Below are 25,917 nucleotides of genomic sequence, written 5' to 3'. Positions count from 1 at the left end.
AAAAGGAAGGTTACCAGGTCAGCGGCGCTGGCTCGTTTTTCCAGAAAATCCAGCGGCGTTCTTCATAGTGGTCGCCATTGCCTATCTGGTATGGCTGCTGTTTCCCTGCATCCAGTTCAATCAGGGAAATAAAACCGGCATAAGTGGAGACTACCAGTTTTTTGCCGTCGGGTGACATATCGATGGCGCTGATGGTCGACCCGATGAAATGCTGCCAGCGTGGCTCTCCGGTCTTGCTGCATGCCCGGAGATAGCCATAGGCATCGCCCAGGATAAACTCATCATTGCGGGAAACACCGGCATAGACGCGTGCGCCATCCTGCAGGAGAATGATCCCTTCTTTCTCTTCGTAGTAGTCGGTATTCAATCCGTTGAGCATGGCCGTGGGAACCCCGATTGTCGCCCCGTTATAGAAATGGCAGGCATTTAAGGCCAGCATGTCACTGTCTGCACTGAAAAGCGCATAGTGCGGGTACTCATTGTGCGGACCGATTTCTGCTATCAGCTTCAGACTCTCGTCAAATACATGATGTTTGCCATCCTGTGCGCCGACAGCGATATATTTTCCATCAGGCGAAACCGCGCCATGCTCCATCGAGACATTAACCGACAACTCTTCTTGAGGATATTCTTTTTGCGACCACGAGAAATATTCTTTCAGTTCTTCAGGGGTTGGCTGAAGGCGGTTTGCGCCATCCGGGGACAGGACAAATATACCGTCTTCGCTCACCAGGAGGACACGCCTGCCATCCGGGAAAGGGATGAGCCTTGTCGGGTCCGGGCGTGATTTCAGGGGGGCGACGGAAAATCCTTCGGGAATGTCTTCGATTCCTGTCGGCCAGGAACAAAGGGCGACCTCTTCGCCCTGCCAGCCATCGGTAATCCTGATGCCATTGCCTGAAGCAACGGCAAAGTAGCGCTTGTTGGGGCAACACCCGAAAAAGTCGATCCCGGGAACCGTTTCAACCGTTGTTCCCTGAATATGGACCACCTTCCCGCTTTCATAGGGCGCACCAATCCTGGCAAGAATGGAACCATCCGGCAACAGGCAGAGCATGGGAATACTCTGGCCGTTTTCATCGAGCATAAAGGCAAAAGGCTCATGGGCAGGCGGCCAGTACTCCCTGAAAAGATCGGTCTTGCCCAGCCGGTTAGCTTCTCTTAAGACAACCAGCAGGTGAGGAACGAGATGATCTCTTCCCGCCGATGACGGCTCATCTCCAGCATTTTCCCATCCGTCTTTTGTGCCTTTTTCGACATAGTCATTGATCGCTTTGGCATAGGCCAGCGTTTTTTCTTTCCATTCTTTTTGCGGATCAGACTCGGTCTGCATTGTGCCCTTTCTTTATGTTGGTTCGTCCGTGATGTCCTTATAGAAATGCGCCTGGCAGGCATTTTGCGTGGCAACAGGCAAGCAGGAATAGTATTAATAAATTCCCGGAAAAAAGTCCAGCGCACCGGTTAGGCTTTTTCAAAATATCAGGAAATACAACAGGATCGCTTTTTTCAGCAGCATGCTGTACGTTATGGCTTGTCCTGGTCGGCTTTGCCGGATGGCAAATTTTCGGGCAACGCAACAGGCGCTGCCGGACGTTTTCTTGTCAGGATATAAAGCCCGGCAATCGACGCGACGAAGAGTGAGCACAGCATCAGGGTCTTTGTGTCGGAAACCGGCTCCGAGCCTGCGGGAGGGGCGATGGCAAAAGCGGCATAGACGAAGAAACGGGCGGGGAAAAGGCTCAAGAGAAGCCCCAGCAAGTGCGCGATCAATGGCCGTGCACTTTTCCGCATGATATGAAGATAGACACGGCGCCATCCCCATATAAATATCAGAACAAAACCTGCCAGTACGATTGTTTCACCCATGCCAGATACTCTTTAATTACTCGGGCTGGTCTTTTAGTGTATCAATCTGCCTGTTTTCCGGGGTGTTTTCAAGATCCTTGTTGATGTAATTGAAAAACTCCAGGGCACGCACAAGATGTTCATCGACAATAGCAAGTTTTCCTGCCCCATCAGGCGTTCCCAGCTGTTCATCCCTTAATATGCTTTCCATCAGGATATTCAGGCTGCGCAACTCGTGCAGGCCATTGGACACACTCATGCCGATTTTGGGATCATACTGGACGGTACCGAGAATCTCTTCCATCCTTTCATGCGATGTCCATTCGCTGTACAGGTTTTTCAGGGCCGCATAGCGGACTTTGGTTTCCTTGACATCCATCTGTGCCGGGTCCTGCTTTTTCAGCCAAACCTGAAATTCACCAAGCTGGTTGCGGACATCTTCGAGCTTGACGAGAAGAAGCGAGGAAGCAAGCTGCGCCTCGAACTCGGTCGCTTTCTTTTTTCTGCGGCGGGAAATCTTAAAGCCGCCAAACAGCACCGCCACCAGCAGGGAAAAGATACCGCCAAAAATCTTCACGCCTGGATGCAGGAGAAAACCCAGCAGGCTGAATTTGCTTTTACCGTTCTCTGACTTTTTCTTGAACATATTTTCCTCAAAAAGGCTGCTGTAGGGGTTTTTAGGGAAATCTGCCGGAAACAGGCCCGGCAGCCCTTTTCCCGGCTTTACACGAACGCCACCCTGTCTAGCATACAGGAATATGTGGCGCTCGTAAAAGGACAGCACCCATCATGCGGGCAGATAAAAAAAGCCCGCCCCTTGCCAGGGACAGGTTTTCTTTCGGATGCCGTGCCGGCAACCGTTATTTTTTGTCTTTTGCGCCGGTATCCGGTTTGGGGTCGTCGCAGATTTCCATGGCGCAGATCCAGGTCTGTTTTGTGAAATAAGCCTTGCGCTGGCTTTCATCCTTGATCCTGCCCAACTCCAGGCAGGTGTTGCGCGCATCAATAAAGGCATATCCCTGGCGCTCATCCTGGCTCAGGACTTCAATACGGTCGATCCGGGCCTTTTCCCAGCCCTTTTCCGGATTGGCAACAAGGACAGAACAGGCGCCTTCTGAGATGACTTTTTCGTAAATGTCGCGGCTAACTACGGCATGGGTTGTTATGAGCTTGAGTGTGCCCTTTTGCAAAGACACCCGCATAACGTGATGCCCTTTGAGGTTGCGCATCAGCCTGGGGGGAACAGGATCAGCGCAGGCTGCATTCAGAAAAAGGGCGGTAATCATGAATAACAGTATTTTTCGCATGGTTTTTCCTTTGCAATCTGAAAAGCTGAAAATATTTTACCCCAAGCCATGCTCAATCAGATGGTTTGTCGCGTAAGCGCTGTGCCCCCATGGGAACCAATAACCGGTGAATGACTCCAATTGCCTTTACCTGCCCCATGAATAACACAGGAGATCGCCATGCCCATGCCAAAAGCGAAAAAAGGCGAATCAAAACAGGGGTTCATCTCCCGCTGCATCGCCAGGCTGACAAAAGATGAGCGTGACAAATTCCCGGCAAGGGAGCAACGTGCCGCCATCTGCTATTCCGAGTGGGGAGAAACACCGGAAGAGCGAAAAAAATATGACGCCGCGCGAAAAAGAAAACGCGAAAAGATGCACTGAAAGGCTTTGCAGCAGGCAATTTAATGAGGCCTGACCCTATCTGCCTTTTTTCGCCACATCGGCTTTCAGAAAAGCAACGAGTGACTGTTCGCGGGCACTGCGGCGCGCCTCAATGGTTTCTTCGGGCCAGTCATAGATGCCCTTGCCGGTTTTCATGCCCAGATTGCCTGCTTTTACCGCTGCTTCCATGAGCGGGCCACCATCGATGCGGTCAGAGAGCGTGGGGGCAAGCTGGGTGAGCATACTGGAGAGAATATCAAGCCCGCCCATATCAGCGCTTTCAAGAGGACCGGTAACCGCATAGCGGCGTCCTAACGACATGGCGATTGCCCGGTCAATTGTCCCGGCACTTGCCCAGCCCTGCTCCAGCATATGAAGTGCCTCACGCAGACAGGCTGCCTGGATGCGGTTGATGATCATGCCGGGCACTTCTTTTTCCATAACTACCGGCTCATTGCCAAGGGACCTGACCCATTCGGCACCCATTTCGCGCACGGTAGGCAATGTCTGTCTGATCGGGCAGACTTCAACGACCGGCATGAGATAAGGCGGCGTAAAGAAGTGGATGCCGAGAAAATATTCCGGGTGCTTCAGGCCGCTGGCGATCGCAGAAAGGGAAAGACTGGAGGTATCTGTCGCCAGGATGGCGCCTTCACGGCTGTGGCGCTCGGCTTCGGCAAAAACATACTGCTTGACTGCCAGGTCTTCAATCACGGATTCCATCACCATATCCGCACCGGCTACGGCTTTTTCAACACTGGTAAAAGGCTGGATACGTTGCCTGATCGCATCAGCCCTGCCGGTTGGCATCAGGCCGCTGTTCTCGTAAAGCGCGATGGCCCGGTCAATGTCAGCCATGCCTTTTTCAATGCTTTCTTTTGTGCGGCCAAAAAAGCGAACGTCATATCCGGCTTTCGCAGCAAGGAAGGCAATACCATGTCCCATGGTGCCGGTTCCCAAACAGGCAACTGTCCTGATTTCCTGAATTTGCATTGGCGTCACCTTTCCTTTAAGGGGTCTCATCAGAGCATACCAGCCTCCCGGATGAAAAACAAACCACTGTGCTGTTACAATCTGTGGCAACAGCAAGATCTCTGCCTGCCATGAAAAAACCTACCTGCTCTTTTTTCTTTTGATGCTTTCTGCCTCGTTTTCCGCGGCAGAAACAGGAAAGGCTGTGAATGTGGAAAACATCCCTTCTGCGCAGCATCTGAAAACAGCATGCCAAACGGATCACCAGGGCGAACATCTCATCACCGAAGCCCGGGCCGTGGTGAAAGACGGGACGCTTTATATCCATTTTCCGATGAATCCGGCCTATCATCTTGTCACGGATATTATGGTGAGAAACGGCAGGTTTTTCACTTCCCTGGCGTGGGTGCCGATATACCCTTCCGGGCCGCTAACCCTCCCCCTCACCCACGAGCACCTGATACTGGACAAGGCACACTATGTACCCGGAGATATCATCAATGGCTATCTTGACCTGGCTTTCACCATAACAGGAGACAAGCGCGTTATCGACGATGGAAAACAGGCTTTTTATGTCAGAGGGACTTTTTCGGCTATTGTCAGACCGGAAGGGTTTGACTCGCGTGCTGATGACAACATCAGCGCTTATGACCTTGGATACTGCCCTGTATGAACTGGGACTCCCCTACCACGCTTTTGAACTGTCTTTTTTGAAAAACAGCTTGTATATACGGAAACGGCTGGATCCAATCGGGTTACCGAAAGTGGGAAGACCCCGCTTTTCCCGGCTACGGGCAGCAGCAGACCCGCAGATGTATCCCTGCGTCTTTTCCCATGCCACCTTGATCTGTCTCAAGCCCTTCCTGCTGCCTGATCCGGAAATTCAAAGAGATGAAACGCTGAATCAACACACCCAATTTCCAACAATTAACTTTAATAAACCGCCATATTTAAATGATATAAAATAGTTTTTTATGTTTTTTTACAGAATAAGTCAAGTTTTTATATTTCCTGCCGTAAATAATGTAGCTAGGCGGAATCAGACCGGGAAATGAATCCTGGTTGCCTTTATAGTGATACCCATACCGTACAGGAGACCTGGAAATGACGACTATTAACAATATGCAGCAAAACGCTGCGGCCGTTTCCACGAGCAAAGAATCAAATACCAGCAATGTCACAAGTAAAATTGCCAGCCAGAAACCAACTGCTTCCAATATGCGTGCATCACAGAATGCCATGATTATTGAAGCTTCTCTCAAAGTTTCCGTCAAAGCCGGTGACAATCCACAGGGACTCTTGTTCCGCTCCAGCCTGGAAAGCGTTTACGAATCAATTGGCGGTTTTCAATCCAAGATCGACCCGGATTACCAGATGCCGTCGATGAACGACGCAAACAATCCGTTTGCCACCCCGGAAGGCACGGCAGGTGTTATCCTGGGCTTTTCACTGGGCCTGTATGAGCGATTTGCCGCTTCCCATAAAGGTGAAGACGAGGCTGAAGTGGCTGCCAAATTCATCGAAACCATCCGCGGCGGCTTTGAAAAAGGCTACGGCGAGGCTGTTGATATCCTGGAAGCGCTGAACGTCTTTGACGGCAACGTCAAGAGCGAAATCCAGAAGACCTGGGATCTGGTGCAAAAAGGCTATGATGATTGGCTGTCAGACAAGCTGGCTTCATTTCAGAAACCGGAAACCCAGCCAGAAACCAAGCCTGCTGATGTGACGGGTGATACCAAGGTAAGCGATTAAGCGTTTTTTTCATCTGCCCTTTAAGAAGATGATATTTGTAAGCCCGGACATTGTCCGGGCTTTTTTTATGCTGCAATCAAAACGCCCAGCGGGCACCGAAATTAACACCCCACTTCTGCCTTACGTCTGCGCTTCCCACACCGGTTTCAAGCTCGATATGGAATTGTCCCTGCCGGGTGGCTGTCTGGAGGCCTGCGGAAAGCACCCATGAGCCCCCTTCTTTTTCAGCGCTGAAACGATCCCCATTGATGGAAACCTTGCCGTTGGAGGTAAAATTCCTGATATGGTCAAGACGCCCGTAAAGCTGGGTTTTATTGTTTTTCCCGATATCCAGCGTGCGCCCGGCTGTTATCCCTGCCCGTCCCAGCAGGGTATGAAAACCATCCATCACAATGCGGTTTCCGTTATCTGTCGTAAAGTCAGAGCGGGTTGTCTTCAGCCAGGTCAGCTCTGCCTGCGGCTCAAGGAACCAGCCGCGGGCCAGGTCAAGCCGGTGGCCGGCTTCAATGTCAATAGAATAAGCCCGGTAACGGCCGGAACCCTTCTCCGTTGCCCCGTTACTGCCAAACCGGTAGTCACGGTCAAACCAGAAATGGCGGCCCACAAGGTCAATGTAGGAGCCATTATCAAACATCAGGCTGGCATAAGCGCCCACCAGGATATCCTCCGATTCACCGTTCCAGCTGTCAACGCCTGACAGGGTTGAATCGGCATACCCGACCAGGCCACCCAGGTAAAGCCGTTTGCCGTCCAGTTCCACCAGCCTGTCGGCACCGATTTCTCCTCCGGTTGCATACAGGGTGGCACGGGCATCCTGGTGGAGGTTGTTCTCATATCCTCTCCGATACGAGCGCATCCACACGCCGCCTTTTTCCGACGCATCCAGGCGCAGCTCACCCATCCGTTTGTGGATATCATTCAAGGATGCGATCGTCGCATACTTGGTGGCGTTGGCAATGGTCTGCACCTGCCGGGTCAAAGGCGACGCCATGCCGGTGTTGTACAGGTACCAGTTGTTGTAGGCGAGGGTGCCGCCCGCCCCGTCATCCACGGCGTCACCGCGCACCAGCGTATAGCGGTAGGCGCCCACATCCACCCTGCCCTTGTTCAGTGCAAATTCACCCTTGCTGCTATTGGCGACTTCAATGATCTTGAGCGATTCGCCGGGTGCCGCAGGATTTCCGCCACGGTTGGTAACATATACGACATGATTGCCTGAGGTATCGTCAGCGACAAGCATGTCGCCAACCCGGGCGCCCAGGTTGGTGTTGAGATGGATATTGCCACTGCCGCTCAACGTATCAACGGTAAGTGTCCGGTAAGCGGCCTGCTGGCTGATATCGCCTGTTGGCGCGGCATACCGGACATGGCCGGCTGCCAGCGCCAGATCATTTACTGTCGAGCTTTCCGTCATGTTCCATGCGGAATGCTGGCCGATCGAGGCATCCACTGCGCCGGACGAATCCTTGATGGTGCCGGTGAAGACGGCAGCATTGACCAGATCAAGATTTGTCCCGTTGCCGGTAAGCACCCCGCTTGTCAGTTTGCCCCCGTCCAGCTTCAGGGTTCCTGCATCAATATGGGTTGTACCGACCGAGGAGACGCCTGCCAGTGTGAGTGTGCCGGCACCTTCCTTGAGAAGCTTGCCTGTGCCGGTGATGGCGCCGGCATAACGGGAGTCATCTGTCCCGTTGGCTGTATTGACCACCGTCAGGGTCTTGGCGCCGATATTGACCGTGCCGCCGGTACCGGAGAGGCGGTTGAATTCCTGATCATACCCATTCAAGTCCAGTGCGCCATGATTGACAACGATGTCGCTGCTGGATTTGATGGCATCGATTGCCCCCATCTTCAGTGTGCCGCCGTTGAGTGTTGTCGATCCGGTGTAGGTATTGACCTTTGAAAGGATGAGGGTTCCATCGCCCGCCTTGCTCAGGCTCTTGCCGTCCCAGTTGTTGCCGGGATTGGCCGTCTGATCGCCCAGCACAATATCCACATCAAAGGATGTCCCGTCACTCATGGTAAAGCTGCCGGTACGCTTGTCCTGCCCCTCTGTCCACGCCAGGCGGAAACCCAGGTTATAGGATTTCTCGTCGGTGGATTTATAGCCGCTGTACAGCAGGTAATCCAGCCCTGAGGGTGACAGCGGATTCGTGGCAAAATTGCCGACAATGTTATTGGCTGACCTGATAATGGTATAAGGCGAGCCCAACTCTGTTGCCTTGACAGGCGGCGTTCCCGTATCGGCAAACCCGTTCACAACCAGCGTGCCAGCCAGCGTGACATCGGTCGCGTCAATGTCAGGGGACGCCCCGACCGTCACCTGCAGCGTGGAATTGGCTTTTTGCTCAAATTTTCCTCCGACCACCAGTTGCGCATTGTTCAGTCCGATGTGTGTAGTTGCTCCGGCCTGTGTTGTGTAATCGCCTGTTACGGTAAATTTGCCATCCTGCGCCAGATTCAGCGAGCCGCTATTTACGGAAACGCTGCCAACAGAAGAGGGTTTTCCGGAAAGCGTGAGCATTCCCGCCCCTGTTTTGGTCAGCCCTCCCGTGCCATTGATGGTGCCGGAAAATACGGTGTCGTCAGTGGCCGCTGTGGCATTATTCGCCGTCAATGTCCCACTACCCAGCGTGATGCTCCCGGCCCCACCAAGCTTGTTGGCTGTCTGGTTATAGTTGTTCAGATCCAGCGTGGTACCGGCTGCCAGTGTCACCTGGCTGCTCGAGGCAAAGGCGTTGGCAGCCCCTGTTTGCAACACCCCGCCATTGACCGTGGTTGTGCCGGTATAGGTATTGGTGGCGGAAAGAATCAGGGTGCCGGCTCCATTCTTGGTCAGGCTCTCGCCGTCCCAGCCGGTGGCAAAGCTGCCCTGTGGCGTCTGGTTGCCAAGGATGGTATCGACTTCAAATGTGCCGCTGTTTATGGTAAAACGGCCTGTGGCATGGCTGTCCTGCCCGTCTGTCCATGCCAGGCGGAAACCGATGTTGTACGCTTTTTTGTCTTTGGAAAGATGTCCGTCATACAGGAGGTAATCCAGCCCGGTGGAAGTCAGCTCGGTGGTAAAACCACCGCTCATGGCATTGGTTGAGCTGATCAGGGTATGCAGTTTTCCGGCCAGTTCGCTGGATTTTACCGGCGCAGCCGGATTAAAGCCTGTCACCACCAGATTGCCACCCAACACCCCGTCCACTGTCGTGATGCTCGGGTTGGATGTGCTGAAAGGATTTGATATGGTCACTTCCAGGGTCGAACCAGCCGCCTGGGTGAATGTACCGCCAACAGCCAGCTTTGAGGATGCTGTATCCAGGGTGGTTGTTGCGCCTGCCTGTGTTGTGTAATCGCCTGTTGTGGTAAAGGCGCCGCTTTGTGCCAGATTCAGGCCACCGCCACTCACCGTGACGCTGCCGACAAAAGAGCCGGTGCCATCCAGTTTCAGTTCGCCAGCGCCGGTCTTGCTCAGGGCACTGCTGCTGCCGCCGGTAAGGGTGCCGGAGAAGATCGTATCATCTGCCGTAGTGGCATTATTCGCCGTCAGGGTGGCCGTGCCCAGCGTAATGCTGCCGCTACCGGAAAGCCTGTTGGCTTTCTGGTTATGGTTGTTCAGGTTCAGCGTTGTGCCACTACCCACCGTTACCGCACGGCTGGAGGCAAAGGCATTGGCAATGTCGGTCTTCAAGGTGCCGCCGGATACGGTCGTGGCGCCGGTATAGGTATTGGCGCCGGCAAGGGTGAAAACCCCTCCCCCTGTCTTGGTCAGACCGCCGGTGCCGGATATGATGCCGGAAAAGGCGGTATCGCCTGCTGCAGCATTATTCGCCGTCAGGGTGGCCGTGCCCAGCGTGATGCTGCCGGTGCCGGAAAGCTTGTTGGCTGTCTGGTCATAATTATTCAAATCCAACACCGTACCGCTACCGACTGCCACTTCACTGCTGGCAGCAAAGGCATTGGCAATGCCGGTTTCCAGGGTACCGCCGGATACGGTGGTGGCGCCGGTATAGGTATTGGCGCTTGAAAGGATAAGGGTTCCAGCCCCCTTCTTGGTCAGGCTCCTGCCGTCCCAGCCCAGATCGAAAGTGCCGGTCTGGTTTGACAGCGCAATATCCACATCAAACGTTTTGCCGCTGCCAATCGTAAAGTCGCCGGTACCCAGTATCTTTTTCCCGTCTGTCCAGGACAGGCGATATCCGATGTTGTAATCCTTGCCGTCTTCCGATTTGTGGGCATCATGGATAAGGTAATCCATGCCCGATCCTGTCAGCGATGTCTTGCTTGCGAAATCGCCGCTAATGCCGTTGGTGGTATGGATCAGCGTGTAGGTGACGTCAGAGATGCCCGTGGCGCTGGTCGGCAGTGTGCCTTGCGTATACCCGCTGACAGTCAGTGCGCCATTAAGGAAGGCCTTATCGGCCGTGATGGCCGGTGTCCAGGAGGCATTTGACGCCATGGTGATATTCAGCGTGGCGCCGGTTTCCTGGGTGAAGTCATCGGCAACTTTCAGCTTGGCTGATGCAGCCCCGATGGTGGTGGTGGCGCCTGTTTTTGTCGTGTAGTCATCCGTAACGGTGAAGTCGCCGCTTTGTGTCAGGGCAAGCGTGCCGCCGCTCACCATGACATTCCCGACCGATGAGCCGGTGCCGTTTAGCGTGAGGGTTCCCGCGCCTGTCTTGCTCAGGCCACCTGCCCCATTGATGGCACCGGAGAAAGTGGTACTGTCAGACGTGGTTGCATTGTTGGCTGTCAGGGTGCCGCCACCGAGTGTGATATTCCCGGCGCCGCCAAGCTTGTTGACTGTCTGGTTGGTACTGTCCAGCAATTCCAGCGTCCCGCCCGCATTCACGGTAACGGCGCTGCTGGTGGCAATGACATTGTTTTTTGTGCCGAGCTGCAGGATGCCGCCATTGACCGTGGTAGTGCCGGTATAGCCGTTGACTTCGGAAAGGGTCAGGGTACCGCCCCCGCTCTTGGTCAGGCTCTTGCCATCCCAGCCGGTGGCGGAATTGGATGTCTGATCGTTCAGCGCAACATCCACATTAAAGGATGTCCCGCCACTCATGGTAAAGCTGCCGGTGCGCTTGTCCTGCCCGTCTGTCCAGGCCAGGCGGAAACCCAGGTTGTAATCTTTTTTGTCGTCAGAAAAATGGCCGTCATACAAGAGGTAGTCCAGCCCGTTCGATGTCAGTGGATTGGGGGTAAAGCCTGCGCCTGTCATGGCATTGTCAGAGCGGATCACGGTGTAGATCGTACCCGGCAGGTCGCTGGCTTTTGTCTGCGCGGATGAGGAAAATCCCGAAACGACAAGCGCGCCGTTCAGTTCTGCATTTTTTGCCGTGATATCCGGTCCGGCTGCACCGATGGTGACATTGAGGGTTGATCCGGCTTCCTGGGTGAAGGTTTCCTTGACATCCAGCTTGGAGTTGGCGCTGCCAATGGTCGTGGTGGCGCTGTTTTTCGTGGTGTAGTTCCCGGTTGCGGTAAAGGTGCTGTTCTGGGAAAGATTCAGGGTGCCACCGTCAACGCTGACATTGCCCACGCTGGAGGTGGCCGAGCTGATGGCGGTATTCAGGGTAAACGAACCTGATCCGGTCTTGACCAGGTCACCCGTGCCGTTGATGGTGCCTGACAGGGTGCTGTTGTCTGCCGTGGTGGCATTGTTCGCCGTCAGGGTGCCGCTGCCAAGCGTGACATTGCCGGTGCCGCCCAGCTTGTTGGCTTTCTGGTTATGGTTGTTCAAATCCAGCGTGGTGCCGCTACCCACTGTCACCTGGCTGCTGGAGGCAAAGGCATTGGCAATGCCCGCCTGCAGGATACCGCCGGATACGGTGGTGGTTCCGGTATAGGTATTGGCAGTGCCCAAAACAGCCGTGCCGTTGCCCATCTTTTCAAAGGAACCGGCGCCGGAAATCCGCTTGTTTAAGGCTTCCGAACCAGAGGTGATATTCAGTGCCAGCTTGCTGCCGCTGGCTGTGGCAATCCCGTTGGCCGCATCACTGGTGTTTTTACCCAGGGTGCCGACACCATCGGCCCGGAGGGTTCCTCCTGAAATGGTGGTAAGACCACTGTAATCATTGGCGGTATTCGTAAGGATGAGGGTACCTGTTCCCTCCTTTGTCAGTGAGGCGACATCGGCCGCGTTAACACCGGAAATCTTGCCGGAGAGCGTCAGCGTATGCGCGCCGGTGGCAAATGTTGCGGTTTGGCCATCGCCGATATGGATGGCATTGGCCAGGTTTTGCCCTGTTGCGGCTGCTTCCAGTCTGGCATTGCCTGAAAAAGTAATGCCGGCAGTGCCGGTGCCAAGCTGGGCAGCCCGGTTGAACTGGATGGTCCCGGCAGAGATATCTATGCCGCCCTCAAAATTGTTGGTACCGGCATTGGTAAATGCCAGGGTGCCGATCCCTTTTTTCTCCAGTTTCTGGGGAGCGGCATTATGCCCATAAGTCAGGATGTCTCCGGCATAGTCATCCGACGTGGTAATGCCATAAGCGCCGCCAAAAGAATAGGTACCTGCCGTATTCACTTCCATATTGGTGACAACGACATCCGAGCCAAGCGTGATGGCCTTGTTTTGGGGCGTGGCGCTGCCGTAAACCGAGGCATCCTGGAAGACAACCGAATCCCGGTTTTCAACATGGGTTTCTTCTTTGTGGTCGGAAGTTGCCGTCTTGTCCAGCCAGTTGCCATTATAGTCGGTCACATTGGTGTTCCAGACTGCATTTTCTGCACCTGTCCAGAACATCTTCAGGTTGTTGTAGTCGGCTGCCAGCCAGAGCTGGTTGCCGTGGCTGGTATTGTCAACGCTGTGAATGGCGGCATCATCGCCGTGTTTGATCGCAAAACGGTGGCGGTCGGTCTTGCCCATGCTATGGGCCGTCATATCAAAGGCCAGGTCAAAACTGCTTACGCTCGCATCCAGGTTGGTCGCGTCGATCAGCTTGTAAAACCCGCTCTTGTAATTGTATATATTCAGTATGACCTTGTCAGACCCGGCTACTTTCAATGTGCCGTCCACTTTCAGTAAATCCGCCTGCCCCAGGGTTGTGTTGGTCGGGTTGGGCGTGCTCTGGTTCAGGTCAAAGGCAATGAGCGGCTGCGTGGCATTGCTGTGCAGGATGACCTCCCCCTTCAGCGTCAGCGTACCGATCCTGTCGGCGGCAGCTACCGTGGTTGTCGCCCCCTTGTCGATCGTGGTTGTGCCGTAAAGGTTGAACTGGTCTGCCGTCAGCGTACCGCCGCCGGAGAGGATTGATCCGGCCTTGAGATCAAACTGCGTCGCCCCAGCAGAGCCGTAGGTCACGCCCTGTGCGACACGGAAGGTGCCGGTATTGACCGTTGTCGTGCCATGAAAGATATTGTTGTTGCCATTGCCGGTAAAGGCGAGCATGCCATCCCCGTTTTTGACGAGGCTGTGTGTCCCGGCAGAGGAAACCAGGGTATCGGTAAATTCGACGGTTTTCTTGTCCGCCACCGCAACGGTCATGTCTGATCCGGTATCCAGATACACCGCTTCACCGCCATCGGTACCTGCCGTATTGCCGCTGAAAGTGATATTGCCACCGGATGCGTTGATATCCAGGGTGCCGCCACCAGCCACATAGAAGGCGCCGCCCTTGTCGCTTGCCGCATTATTTCCAATCGTTCGTGCCGTAGCGCTGCTGTTGGTCAGCGAAATGTCTTGGGCATAGATGGCACCCCCCTGCACTGCCTGGTTACCGGTAATATTGAGTGCCGTGGTATTGGCATAATTGAGCGTGACCTTGCCGGTGGCGGTATAAATGCCGCCGCCTTTTCCTGCCAGCGCCCTGTTGTCAGTCAGGCTCAGTCCTGCCGCAAAATCAACATCGCCTGCAGCATGAATGGCACCTCCATCCCCGGCGGTTGCGGTATTCGTCGCAAGTGTCGTGTTTGCGGCAAAGTCGATATCCCCGTCGGTGGACTTGATCGCACCGCCGCTTCCACCAGCGGTGTTGCCGCTTAAGGTGGCTGCTGCGTTAAAGGCGAGCTCACCGGCAACATGGATGGCGCCACCATCCCGGCTGGCTTCATTTGAAGTGAAAGTGGAAACCGCGCCCAGTATCATGTCGCCTGCATGGATAGCGCCACCATCCCTTGCCTTGTTTCTGCTGAACAGGGTGGTGCCGCTGCCCGTGGTTGCAAACGCTTCTGCGCCGGTATTGATATTGACTGCACCGCCATCTGCCGATGTGCCCACATTGACGTTATCCATGCTGAGGATCTGGCCGCTTCCCACATTCAGGGTCAACTGGTTGCCGGCAGTACCTGCCACGTCGAAGTGATTCTGGATGGTGTGCGAATCCGTGAGCGTCAGGGTTTTGGATGTGCCGCCTGCCAGGCTCACCAGCCCGGCGGTGCCGCCTGCGGTGGTATAGGCGCCCAGGTTGGTGTTGCCTGCGCTTTCCCCTCCCAACTGAATTGTTCCTGCATTCCAGGTCGTGCCGCCGGTAAAGGTGTTTTGCCCTTCGATCACGAGCGTGCCGGTGCCGTCCTTGACGATGGCGCCGCCTGTACCGGCAGCCAGGTTACCGACCGTGCCACTGAGTGTCAGTGTGTTGCTGCCGGTATCGAATGTCGCTGCCTTGCCGTTTGCAATACGCATGTTGGAGGCAAGTGTGGTCGTGGCAGCAGCACGCAGTTTTCCGAAATCGATGAAGTCGATAAATTTGCCGGTGCCGACCTGGAGCTGGTTGCCGTTGGAAAAGGCGATAGTGCCGCCATCCACACCGGCCTTCCCGATTTCCACCCCGCCGGCAAAGGTGTTGGCCGCCGTATTGGAAAATATCAGGGTATTGCTGTTGTACTTGTACAGCTTGCCGGTATAGCCGGCAATATCATAGTCATTGTCGGCGGTAGTGGTCGTGATCGTGGTTTTTGCCTGGTCCGCAACCGCCGTGGAATACGTTGATATCCCGCCGGCACCGGAAAACGCCATGTCTGCGGTGCCATCAATAAAGAGGTCTACCGGCTTGACGACCGAGCCGAGCGTGTAATTCCCGCCGGTCAATGTCACCATGTCGCCGTCGATGTAGGCGTTGGTTGCCGGGCCGGTATCATTTTCTGACCAGCCACCCCCGGCAATGCTGCTGCCGGTACCGGTAGGGGTCGGGATAGTACCGGAAAAGGTCCAGTTGTTGTATGCCCAGGTACCGCCATCGGATGCCGTCACATGCCGGTTGCGCCCGATAATGTCGAGGGAAAGCGTGGTCTCTGTTGTCTTGTCAACGTATGAGGTGGCCTTGAGGCGGCCCAGGTAGTCGCTGTCCAATGAGGTGAGCTTGCCGGCGCTCAGATCAATCCCCGGCTGGGCACTGTTAAATATCCGCGCGTCGCTCTTCGTAACATCGGTGTTATAGCCGGATATCTTCCCGGTCGATGTCATGAGGGTGTATTTGTCCCGGATAATATCGTCAATATGGATGTCGAGTTTTTCCCCGTCGGTTACCCCGCTGAAAGCGGCGGTGCCGGTGACATTGATAAGGTCGGTTTTCGGGGTGCCGCTATTGGTGAGATTGAGGTGCCACTGTGCCGTATCGGCAATGGCAACGGCGCCTTCCAGTTCCATGGTGCCCTGTGAGGCAGGAAGACTGACCGTACCGCTTCCATCACGTCCTGCCGGGCGGGAAAAACTGCCGGCATCGAGGCTGACAATGCCGTCAAGCCGGATCGTGTCTGCCGCTATTTTTCCCTGTCCGGTAAGCGAAGCGCCATCTTTTATCTCGAAGGTATTGGCCGCCGCATTTGTTGCCGCGAGGGTGCCTTTTCTGCCGTATACCGGGTCAAGCGCACCGGCCGCCTCTCCTTTTTCCAGGCGGAAGGTGGCGCCATTGGAAACGGTCGTGCTGCCGTAGTATTGCGAATCTTCCTGGAAAATGGTGGTGCCGGACTGTCCCCCCGCAACGCCATGCCCCGTTTCCATATTGACGCCCGGATTGGATGCCAGTCCGGCGATATTGATCTGGGTTCCGGCGTCGCCGGTAATGGGATCGTAAAAATAGGTATTGTACGGGCCTTCGATATTGAGAATCGCGCCCTTAAAACCGGCAGAGGTGTTGCCGTATGCCAGGTGCATGGCATTCTTTGTGGCATTGGTCAGGTCAATCTTGTCAAAGTTGGTCGGATCATCCGGGGCAAAAACAGCGCCGCTATAGTTGCCTTCAAACCAGATGTCACCACCCTTGAAGCTGCCGGAAACATCCGTATATTTTTTGGTCACCAGCTCAACCGTCCGGCCACCATCGGCATACAGCCCGCCACCAGCATTTCCCACCAGATTTTTTGTCAGCGAGGAATTGCCGTGCAGGGTAAACGTCTTGTCCAGGCTGCTGGGGCCGTCATATCCGACATAAACGCCGCCACCATCCCCATAGGTGGCATTGCCGATGATGTCCGAACTGTCACGCAGGGCAAACTGCTTTTCGGCATAGATGCCGCCACCCTTCTGGGTAGCGATATTTCTGGAAATATCCGTGGGTACGGCCAGGGTATAACCCTCATTGGTATAGATACCGCCACCCCGGATAGCCAGGTTGTTGATGACATGCATCATTTCAGAGCCGCTGTAGACAACCTGCCCGCCATCCCCGATGTAAATGCCGCCGCCCTTGCCGCCGTTCACGCTGTTTGCGCCGCTGTCTGCCGTCGCATTGTTATTCTTGATGGTAAAGCTGCCCGAAAAGACGATATCCAGTATTTTTCCGTCATCCACCACAAAGCGGTTCTGCACGCTGACATCGTTTCCAAATACCAGCTTCGAACTTTCATGGACATACACCACGCCCCGGCTTAAAAAACCGCTTTCCGAATTATAGGAACCAAAAGCCTTGTTGTTGTTGACCTCGATGATACCGCCGCCCTGCACAAGACTGGCATAGCTGCTGTCGTAATCATGCAGGTTTCCGCCGAGGTGCACGCCGCCGTAAAATTCATTGGCATTGTTGATGACCAGGGTGCCGCTGCCGATCTTGACGAGTTCACCCGATGGCGTTTTTTCGCCTGCGCCCTTGTCAAGCGTGGTATAAAGCGCACTGTCGTAAGCAAGGATATTTCCGCCGTTAAAGGTAAAAATCGTACCGGAGGCACCCTCGTCAAATACCCGGACTTCCGGCACGATCACGTTGCCAGCATATTTTGTGTCGGTCGTAATATCAACAACCCGGCTGCCTGCTGGTGCATTCGCCGTCATCCAGGTATCGTCAAAGGTGACGATGTCGCCATCGAGAAACTGCTCTGTCCCGCCTGTCGTTGCGCTCTCAAAATTTCTGGCAACCATATTCCAGTCATTTCCGCCCGCACCGGTCCAGTGAGTGATGACATTGCCATTGGTCGTGGTATCGACGGAAAGCCACAGTTCCGTACCGCTGTTTTTTACCTCGGTAACAAGACCACCGGCAATGTCAATGCGGTCATTGCCCTTGAGGGTCTTGCCATTGAGGTTGATGTCAATGGCATCTGGGCCGAGCTGCGACAAATCCCTGTCGGTATATCCGCTGATGGCGCCGCCATCCGTCCTGATGAGCAGATAGTCCCCGTCCAGCGCACGTGACATGTTGATATTGAGATTGTCGATCTCCAGATCACCGTGCACAACCACCTGGTCAGACAACCCTGCCCTGTCCAACTGGGTCTGGAAGGTAGTGTTTTTGAAGAAGGTATTGACGCTGGCATTATCAGTAATATGAAGTGTGCCCAGGCTGGTCAGTTTATTGGCTGCGCCATTCCGGTCAAAGTCGTACATCCAGCGTGAGCCGGGCGAAATGGTTGCCCCCTCTACCCGGAACTGGTTGCCGGCAATGATATTGCCGTGGCCGGAAACGACGGCGCTGTTGGTAATGAGAGTGTCACCGATGGCATTGCCGCTGCTGCTGCCATCGTCTCCCTGGTTGCGGAAGGTGCCGCCGCCCATGCGGAGTTCGGCGCCGCTGCCGCTGAAAGTGGCCTTTCCGGCTGATGCTGCATCCTGGGCGCCCATGGACAGAAAGCCGCGCACATCGACAATACCCTGGTTGACGGTCAGATTGGCATTGCCCTTTGCGTAGCCGGGATCGGTTACCGTCCCGCCGACAAGCCACCCCCTGTCTGCATTTGTCACATTGCCGGTATTGATTGTCACATTGGCTGTGGAACCGGATTCCTTCGCCAGGATAGCGGTACCCGTGCGCAGGGAGCCGCCGTTGCCGATCGTGACGCTTGCATTGCCTTCATTGCCCAGTGTGATGTCCCCGGTAGTGAGGGTAGCTTCCATCTGGCCGCTGTTGCCGCCGCGCCCACTCAGACTGAGAGATCCGCTTGTCCCGGCCTGGTCACCAAAAACGGCGGTGCCGCCAACGGTAAACTGGGCGCCTTTGCTAATACTCAGGTTGGCATTGGCATTGCCTCCGACAAGCAGGCTGCCGGATGCGGAAATGCCGGTTCGCGTGTCGCCAGTACCGACCCCGTCAAGGGAAACGGTGGCCTGCCCGCCTTTTCCCAGGGTGACATCCGTAACACCGCTGATATGACCGCCATCGGCCATCGTAAGCGTTGCACTGGCGGTGTCGCCTACGACAAGGCTGCCGGTGGCGGCCAGTTCTGCCGGCAGGACACTTGTCGCTTCAGTTCCCTTGATGAGAAGCGAGCCGCTATTGCCTGTGCCAAGTGTAATGTTGGTGATGCCGCCGATTTTACCGCCATTGGTAATCTCGACAGCACCGGCATTGGTGGATGTGCCGATAGTAAGCGTGCCTCCCGCCACGACTTCGGCACGCCAGGTCTTGCCGGAATCGGCATCTTTTACTGCGCCGCCAACGATAATGGCATTGGCGGCGCCACCTTCAGCCGTGATGTTTTGCACGCTGGTCAGTTTGGCGCCATCAAGGATGCGGATGCTTCCCCCCTGCGTGACGAGATCATCCCCGCCAAGCGCCACTTCGGTCTGGTAGCTTTGTCTGCCGGCGGCATGGGAAAAGATGCCGGAAGCCGTCAGGCTCTGGCCTGCCGATGCCGTGTACCCCGGCAACAGGCTGCCCAGGTTAACTGACGCACCATTGTCAAAAAGCAGGGTATTACCCGTGTAGTTCAGTGTGCCGGTACCGGACAGGGTGGAACGGTCATAGGTGAAAGTGCCTGAGCCGGGTGCGGTTTCTGCCACATGTACCCCGCCAACTTTCAGGCTGCCGGTGATGGTACTTGTGCCATTCAAGGCCAGCTTGCCGCCATCGGTGACAGTGACATTGCCGAGGGTAGCCTGCCCATTGATGGCAGCCTGCCCTTTTTCTGAAATATTCAGGGTACCCGCCTTTACTGTGGATGAGGCATCCGCACTGGCCTGTGCGCTTTTGGAAACCGTCAGGGTACTCACATCGACGGTGGAGGTATTGGTCAGGTCAAGCGCACTGCCCGCGCCGGAAAGATTCAGGGTACCCGCAGTTATCGTGCTGTTGTCCAGCTTGACGGTAGCGCGGTAGTCGGCCCCCACGCCCCCGCCAATGCCGACGGTGGTGGCGGAAAGTGTGCCGTTTTTGAAGGTGAACGTGCCGGTACCGGAGTGAAACCCGAGCTGGCTGGCGGAAAGCGTATGGGAGTTAAGATCAAAGCCCAGGGAAATATTGTCCGCATCCGCCTTGATAAGGGAATAGCCGCTCATCAGCCAGCTGGTTTCAGGGGAAAGATTGATGCTGCTGTCGAATTGAATGGTGTTTCCGGACGCGGCGCCCTGCAACGCGCCTGACAGGCTGTTTGGCGGTGCTGCCGCATCGTCCCTGGCCCCTGCTTCATCAACGGTATAGTCGGCAGCCATGGCAGAGGAACTGAATCCGGCAAGACTCAGCATCGTCAGGAAGGCAAGCCTGGAAAGAGAAAAAGAGAACGTGTTGCGTGGGAAAGAGCGGGACAGTGCGGCTGTATTGGTGTTACCAAAGACATTTGCTCCCGGTTTTCTCAGAAAGCGTTTGGTGCGTCTTGGGGAGAGATATCCCTTCCCTGAAGACCTGGCGAGTTCGGATACAGCTGTCCATGCTCCCAGCGCCTGATTCCAAAGACTTTTAAAAATTCTGTTCATGCACGCATTCCTGCACAGCAAGCTCTCCGGTGCCTGCCAAGAAACCGTCTGCGTTAGCTTATGTCGAAGCCTGTTATTGTTTTATGGTGCTTCTGCCGGTACCACCTTTTTCTGCAAAATGACCTGTAACAGCAGCACTGACTCAGGCGACCCTGGATGCAAAACGATATCCAACTGACTCCCACCGAAAAGCATCAGGCTGCCTGAGTACGGTTTCATCTTATGATCCGGTTATGATCCGGTAATTGACAAAAAACAACATTTATAAATAAATATTTGATCATATAATTGACAAAAAACAACAGGCTGCATTCGCAAAAAACCGGCAATATGCAGGATGATTCATATCCGCAAACAGGAAAAAGGCTATGATGAATGGATGAATGGATGGATGGTCGACAAGCTCGCTTCACTTCAACCACAGCCGGAGAGCCTGTTCTAAATTTTGTGTAAGTGCTTATCATATAGTTAGGGCGTGTTAACACTAGACCGCTGTTCGCGAAAAGTCGTTTTGTTTCAAAGGGCAAGGCGCATCGGAAAATCTGGATGCAGGCGTAGTAGACCTACGTCAAATTCAGATTTTTCGAGGCAACACCGCCATTTGGGACACAACGGCTTTGCAGCAGGCTGTTTAGTGTTAACACGACCTAGATAGGAGATAAGCATGAAAAGAGAAGAACCCGAAGCCTTAGCCAAAGAAGCCGCCAAAGGCATCAGGACCCAGGAAGATTTAGATAGTGTCTACATGAGATATAAGAGATAAAACTCCCTCTGTTTGCCAGATGGCAGATGTTATGAAGCGATGATCATTATAGGAAGACCACCCTTTAACAGGAGATTCCATGAGACCAGCGTACAGACGCCACGACATATCCGACCAGGCCTGGGCTTTACTTGAGCCCCACCTTCCAGGACAGCCTGGTCAATGGGGCAGGATAGCCAAAGATAACCGCACCTTCATTAATGCTGTATTCTGGATATTACGCACAGGCGCCCCCTGGCGTGATCTTTTGCCGGAGTACGGAAAATGGGGAAGCGTTCACCAGCGCTTCATCCGCTGGCGCGACAAGGGCATATGGGAGCGCCTGCTGGAAATCCTGATAGATGAGCCTGATTTTGAATGGCTTCTGATAGATGCAAGTCACATCAAGATTCACCCGCACGCGGCGGGGGCAAGAGGAGGCAACCAGGGCATGGGGCGCACAAAAGGGGGCTCAACTCAAAAATACATCTGGCCGTGGATGCGAATGGTATGCCGGTCAGATGTCTTGTCACATCGGGTACCGTTGCAGATTGTACGCAGGCTTCACGGTTAATGGATGGGATATCCCCTCGCCATCTGGTGGCGGATCGGGGTTATGATTCAAACGCCATTCTTGACCATGCAAAATCCCGCAACATCATACCCGTCATACCCCCGAAAAGAAATCGCAAGGAGAAAAGAAGCTACGATCGGCAGATTTATCAGAAGCGTCACCTGGTGGAAAATGTCTTTCTTTATCTCAAACGCTGGCGGGGTATTGCCACAAGATACGCAAAAAATCTCGCGACATTTGCTGCCGCTGTGCAGGTGCGCTGTATCGCCCTTTGGTTGAATGCGTTAACCATACTCAAGTAGACGCTATCTAGCCGACTTTCGTCGTATGCTAACAAAAGTCACAGTCGAGGCGGCCTTAAATGCCGAACTGGACGCCTACCTGGGCTACGGCAAACATGAGAAATCAGAAGCGGGCAACAATCGTAACGGCAGTAGCAAAAAGCAACTCATTACAGAAGACGGCCCCCTTGATGGATGGATGGTCGACAAGCTCGCTTCACTTCAACCACAGCCGGACATTGTCCGGGCCAGACTGCTGACAAAGTATTGCAAAGTCCCTGGCGTTAAGCCGGGGATTTTGCTTTAATGGAATTGCTTATAGATATCCGCATAAAAGGCAGGCTCTGATGCTAAAGACACCGACACCGCAGCAACACGAATTGGAGATGGTCACCCTTGAAGAACTGGTTCCCAAAGACCATCTATTAAGACTGATAGACCGCCACATCCATTTTGACTTTATCAGAGAGCACACCGCCCATCTTTACAGTGCGGACAATGGCAGGCCCGCCCTTGATCCCGTAGTTTTATTCAAGATGCTCTTCATTGGGTACCTATTCGGGATAAGATCAGAGCGCCAGATAGAGCGTGAGATTCAGGTTAACGTAGCCTACCGCTGGTTTTTAAGCTTACGCCTGACAGACCGTGTTCCAGACGCCAGCATCCTTTCCCAGAACCGCCGTCGTCGCTTTGCTGGCACAGACATAGAACAAGTCATTTTTGACGAGATTGTTGAGCAGTGCATCCGTCATGGATTAATAGGCGGTCGCGTTTTTTACAGTGACAGCACACACCTCAAAGCCTCGGCCAACAAGAACCGTCACGAACGTCACCTTGTTGAGCAAAAGCCCGTTGCCTACCTTGCAGAACTCAACAGCGCCATAGAAGCCGACCGTTATTCCCATGGCAAAAATCCCCTTTCAGACAGAGACGACGAACCGCCCTCACAAAAAGAAATCAAAGTCAGCCCGGCAGACCCTGATGCTGGCTACCTTGTTCGTGATGGCAAGCCCAAAGGTTTTTACTACCTGGACCACCGCACCGTTGACGGCAAGTACGCCCTGATCACAGACACCCATGTGACGCCGGGAAATGTCCATGACAGTGTTCCTTACCTGAAGCGTCTTGACAGGATGCAGTCACGTTTTGGATTTGAGATACAGGCCGTAGGCTTGGATGCAGGTTATGACACACCACACATAGCCAAGGGACTCATAGAGCGAGGCATATACGGCGTTATCGGTTACCGTCGTCCGAATCACAAGGCGGGCTACTTTTACAAGCGGCAGTACAGCTATGACCCTCAAGGAGACTGTTATCTCTGTCCCAATGGAAAGCTTTTACCTTACCGTACGACCAACCGTTCAGGGTACCGGGAATATGCCTCTCAACAAGGGCAATGTACGGACTGCGCCTTTCTTATGCAGTGTACCCAGAGCCGCAACCAGATAAAACTGATCACCCGGCATATTTGGCAGGGCTTCAAGGAACAGGTTCATGACAATCGCCTGACGGCAAAGGGCAAGGCGATTTACCGTCGGCGACAGGAAACGGTAGAGCGCAGTTTTGCGGATGCGAAAGAGTTGCACGGTCACCGTTATGCGCGTTACCGTGGTTTATCGAAAGTGAAGGGGCAGGCGCTTTTAGCGGCAGCGTGTCAGAACATGAAGAAGATGGCACGCCTGCTTGAGGCAGCAAGCCTTGCTTTTTTGCGCCATTTCCCGGGAAGATTCGGCCTTGTCATTGGGATATTTCGGCCAAGGGGGCTTAATGGAAAATGTGATTGCTATTTTAATTTTGTTTTGATCTCCCGATAATGCGCCAATGAAAAAACCCCACTTCGAAAAAAATGGGGTTTGTCAGCAGTCTGAGCCGGACATTGTCCGGGCTTTTTTTATACCGATTCAATGCGGCTAAAACACTTCCATCTCTTCTTTATCCAATGAATAGCGCATGGGTTTCGATACAACCCTACGAGATATCAGGGGGGCTTTTCCTTGTGCGGAAAGTAACGTATCTGATGACGACTCACCGGTATTGAAGATACTCACCAGTTGCACCAGGCTGGTTGCCTGATCCTGCAATGACTCTGCCGCAGCGGTTGCCTGCTCGACCAGTGCGGCATTTTGCTGTGTTACTTCATCCATTTGCGTCATGGCCTGATTGACCTGCTCGATACCCTGTACCTGTTCACGCGTTGCCGCATTGATCCCGGCCATGGTGTTGGTCACATCACGGATGCTGCTGACAATCTGCGTCATGGTTTCACCCGCCTGGTCAACGAGCCGGCTTCCTTCATCAACCCTGCTCACCGAGTAATCGATCAATGACTTGATTTCACGGGCGGCACTGGCGCTGCGCTGTGCCAGGCTGCGCACTTCTGTTGCCACCACGGCAAACCCTCTTCCCTGTTCACCCGCCCGCGCGGCTTCGACGGCAGCGTTCAAAGCCAGAATATTGGTCTGGAAAGCAATGCCGTCAATCACATTAATGATATCCGTCATTTTCCTTGACGACTCGTTGATTTCACTCATCATGTCGACAACTTCAGATACAACGGCACCGCCCTTGACAGCGATATCAGAAGCCGATATGGCCAGTTGGTTGGCCTGATTGGCGTTATCACCATTCTGACGCACATTGGACGTCAATTCTTCAATAGTGGATGCGGTTTCTTCCAGTGAGCTGGCTTGCTGCTCGGTCCTGGATGACAAATCCTGGTTGCCGGCGGCGATTTCCATTGAGGCTGCTGCAATGGTATTGGTGCCGGCCCTCACCTTGCTGACAATGGAAATGAGGCTGTGCTGCATTTGCTGCATGGCATAAAGCAGGCTGGAGGTATCCCCTGCTTTCAGCCTGATCATGCCGGTCAGGTCACCCGATGCGATCTGGTTGACTATTTCATGTGCATATTCAGGCTCTCCGCCCATCTGCCTGAGCAGGCCGCGGGCAATCCTGATACCAACAATGGTGGCTATCAGCGATAACAGCAGGACGGCACCACCCAGCAAGGCACTGTTTTTGTAAAGACGGTCCACACGCGCATTCAATTGATGCTCCAGTACCTGCATGGAGGTGTCAATCAGCTTGAATTGCAGGTCAATGGCAGCGGTGTACTGGTTGAAAAAGTCGGCCGATCCGAACGACAACTGGTCCTTGTTGACGATTTCGGCCAATGCCAGCGCCTTTGCGGCTTTTGCCGCATTGATTGCCTGCTCTCCTTCTTGTGACAGCCGCTGCTTTGCCTGGGCATTTGCCGCAGTGGCCTTGTTGAGTGAATCCTGAAGTTTATTGATGTTGGCCTCGGCTTTTTCCAGTAATGCCGAAAAGGCAATACGGTCATTCATTTCTGCCTGTTTTGCCGCAAGCAGGCCAGCGCCTTTTGCACGCAATTGCCCAAACGCTTCCGTTAAGGCAGGCGCGGCAAAAAGTGTTGCACTGATCAGGTGAGAACTGTCAGGTGCCGGGTCAAATGTGAGGTGATAGTGGTCCTGTAAAAGATCGTTGAGGTCAAGCATGACAGCGATGGCATCTGTGTGGCGGTTAAAGCTCTCCCCGGCTGTTATCGTCTTTTGCGTGACTTTTGCCGAAACGTCATCCCACTGTTTTCTGGCGAGCGCCAGTGACGAGTCGATTGCCGGATTGGCTATTTTCTGATTGATAAATGTCTCGACTTCGGCAAACGCCTTGTTAACCTCCTCCATCTTTTCCTGGCGCTTGTCCTGGATAGCCGTATTACCGCTCAACAGCATATTCGACATGCCCCGATGCTGCTGTGCCAGCTGGACCAGCTTGAGAAGCTGCCGGGAAGGCGCAATGCCGTCAACTTCCTGCCTTGCGTTGGATATGGATTGCCAGACATCATGCAGATAAAGCGAAAACGGCAATGCCATCAGGAAAAAACCACAGACACCCAAAACCATCATCCGGGCTGATAAAGATAATCGCTGCAATAGTTTTGGCATGTGCCACCTCATGTATAAACAGTTGATTTAAACGATGCATTGCCTGGGCGAGTATACCGCAAA

General features: G+C 54.2%; 14 protein-coding genes. 7 read left to right on the top strand and 7 right to left on the bottom strand.

Going from position 1 to position 25,917, the window contains the following annotated elements; genetic code table 11:
* Window positions 1-10: 10 nt before the first annotated feature.
* The 4 genes from NB640_RS12630 to NB640_RS12615 form a co-directional block, all read right to left on the bottom strand.
* On the bottom strand, window positions 11-1,333 hold the full coding sequence (locus NB640_RS12630) for a WD40 repeat domain-containing protein (RefSeq protein ID WP_269309046.1): 1,323 nt from the start codon (window positions 1,331-1,333) through the stop codon (window positions 11-13).
* Window positions 1,334-1,524: 191 nt separating this feature from the next.
* Complete coding sequence (locus tag NB640_RS12625) at window positions 1,525-1,866, bottom strand: hypothetical protein (RefSeq protein WP_269309045.1); 342 nt, start codon at window positions 1,864-1,866, stop codon at window positions 1,525-1,527.
* 16 nt (window positions 1,867-1,882) lie between these two features.
* Window positions 1,883-2,491 carry a hypothetical protein gene (locus tag NB640_RS12620; RefSeq protein WP_269309044.1) on the bottom strand — a complete coding sequence of 203 codons (609 nt, stop codon included), beginning with the start codon at window positions 2,489-2,491 and terminating at the stop codon, window positions 1,883-1,885.
* A gap of 214 nt (window positions 2,492-2,705) precedes the next feature.
* The gene (locus NB640_RS12615; RefSeq protein ID WP_269309043.1) at window positions 2,706-3,152 is read right to left on the bottom strand and encodes a putative periplasmic lipoprotein; all 447 of its coding nucleotides are present in this window, start codon (window positions 3,150-3,152) and stop codon (window positions 2,706-2,708) included.
* A 159-nt stretch (window positions 3,153-3,311) separates the two neighbouring features.
* On the opposite strand from NB640_RS12615, the gene NB640_RS12610 reads away from it, so the two are divergent.
* The gene (locus NB640_RS12610; protein ID WP_269309042.1) at window positions 3,312-3,515 is read left to right on the top strand and encodes a hypothetical protein; all 204 of its coding nucleotides are present in this window, start codon (window positions 3,312-3,314) and stop codon (window positions 3,513-3,515) included.
* 36 nt (window positions 3,516-3,551) lie between these two features.
* Here the strand turns inward: NB640_RS12610 and NB640_RS12605 are convergent, their stop codons facing one another.
* Complete coding sequence (locus NB640_RS12605) at window positions 3,552-4,508, bottom strand: 3-hydroxyacyl-CoA dehydrogenase family protein (RefSeq protein ID WP_269309041.1); 957 nt, start codon at window positions 4,506-4,508, stop codon at window positions 3,552-3,554.
* Between the two features lie 184 nt (window positions 4,509-4,692).
* On the opposite strand from NB640_RS12605, the gene NB640_RS12600 reads away from it, so the two are divergent.
* The 3 genes from NB640_RS12600 to NB640_RS12590 all read left to right on the top strand — a co-directional run bounded on the left by NB640_RS12600 (window position 4,693) and on the right by NB640_RS12590 (window position 6,239).
* Window positions 4,693-5,160 carry a hypothetical protein gene (locus NB640_RS12600; RefSeq protein WP_269309040.1) on the top strand — a complete coding sequence of 156 codons (468 nt, stop codon included), beginning with the start codon at window positions 4,693-4,695 and terminating at the stop codon, window positions 5,158-5,160.
* Window positions 5,135-5,455 carry a hypothetical protein gene (locus tag NB640_RS12595; protein ID WP_269309039.1) on the top strand — a complete coding sequence of 107 codons (321 nt, stop codon included), beginning with the start codon at window positions 5,135-5,137 and terminating at the stop codon, window positions 5,453-5,455. Before NB640_RS12600 ends, NB640_RS12595 begins: the two co-directional genes overlap by 26 nt.
* A gap of 136 nt (window positions 5,456-5,591) precedes the next feature.
* A complete protein-coding gene (locus NB640_RS12590) occupies window positions 5,592-6,239 on the top strand; it encodes a DUF5610 domain-containing protein (protein WP_269309038.1) in 648 nt (215 codons plus the stop codon).
* A 76-nt stretch (window positions 6,240-6,315) separates the two neighbouring features.
* Here the strand turns inward: NB640_RS12590 and NB640_RS12585 are convergent, their stop codons facing one another.
* Window positions 6,316-20,292: an autotransporter-associated beta strand repeat-containing protein gene (locus NB640_RS12585; RefSeq protein ID WP_269309037.1), complete on the bottom strand. Its 13,977-nt coding sequence runs from the start codon at window positions 20,290-20,292 to the stop codon at window positions 6,316-6,318.
* Between the two features lie 842 nt (window positions 20,293-21,134).
* Between NB640_RS12585 and NB640_RS13095 the strand changes: the two genes are divergently transcribed.
* The 3 genes from NB640_RS13095 (at window position 21,135) to NB640_RS12565 (ending at window position 23,706) form a co-directional block, all read left to right on the top strand.
* Window positions 21,135-21,910, top strand: a protein-coding gene (locus NB640_RS13095; RefSeq protein WP_408637931.1) for an IS5 family transposase whose coding sequence is annotated in 2 segments (ribosomal slippage) — window positions 21,135-21,507 and window positions 21,507-21,910 — 777 coding nt in all. Because the reading frame shifts where the segments join, the coding sequence is not laid out codon by codon here.
* Between the two features lie 25 nt (window positions 21,911-21,935).
* A complete protein-coding gene (locus NB640_RS12570) occupies window positions 21,936-22,196 on the top strand; it encodes a transposase (protein WP_269309036.1) in 261 nt (86 codons plus the stop codon).
* Between the two features lie 40 nt (window positions 22,197-22,236).
* Window positions 22,237-23,706 (top strand): IS1182 family transposase, encoded by a 1,470-nt coding sequence (locus tag NB640_RS12565; RefSeq protein ID WP_269309035.1) that lies wholly within the window; start codon window positions 22,237-22,239, stop codon window positions 23,704-23,706.
* Between the two features lie 96 nt (window positions 23,707-23,802).
* On the opposite strand, the gene NB640_RS12560 is transcribed toward NB640_RS12565, so the two are convergent.
* Complete coding sequence (locus NB640_RS12560; protein ID WP_269309034.1) at window positions 23,803-25,854, bottom strand: methyl-accepting chemotaxis protein; 2,052 nt, start codon at window positions 25,852-25,854, stop codon at window positions 23,803-23,805.
* Between the last annotated feature and the right edge of the window lie 63 nt (window positions 25,855-25,917).

It is taken from the genome of Oxalobacter vibrioformis, from assembly GCF_027118995.1.
In the GTDB taxonomy this organism is placed as follows: Bacteria; Pseudomonadota; Gammaproteobacteria; order Burkholderiales; family Burkholderiaceae_D; genus Oxalobacter; species Oxalobacter vibrioformis.
The sequence above is the reverse complement of the archived record's forward strand: the minus strand, read 5'-3'. Positions and strand labels throughout refer to the sequence as shown.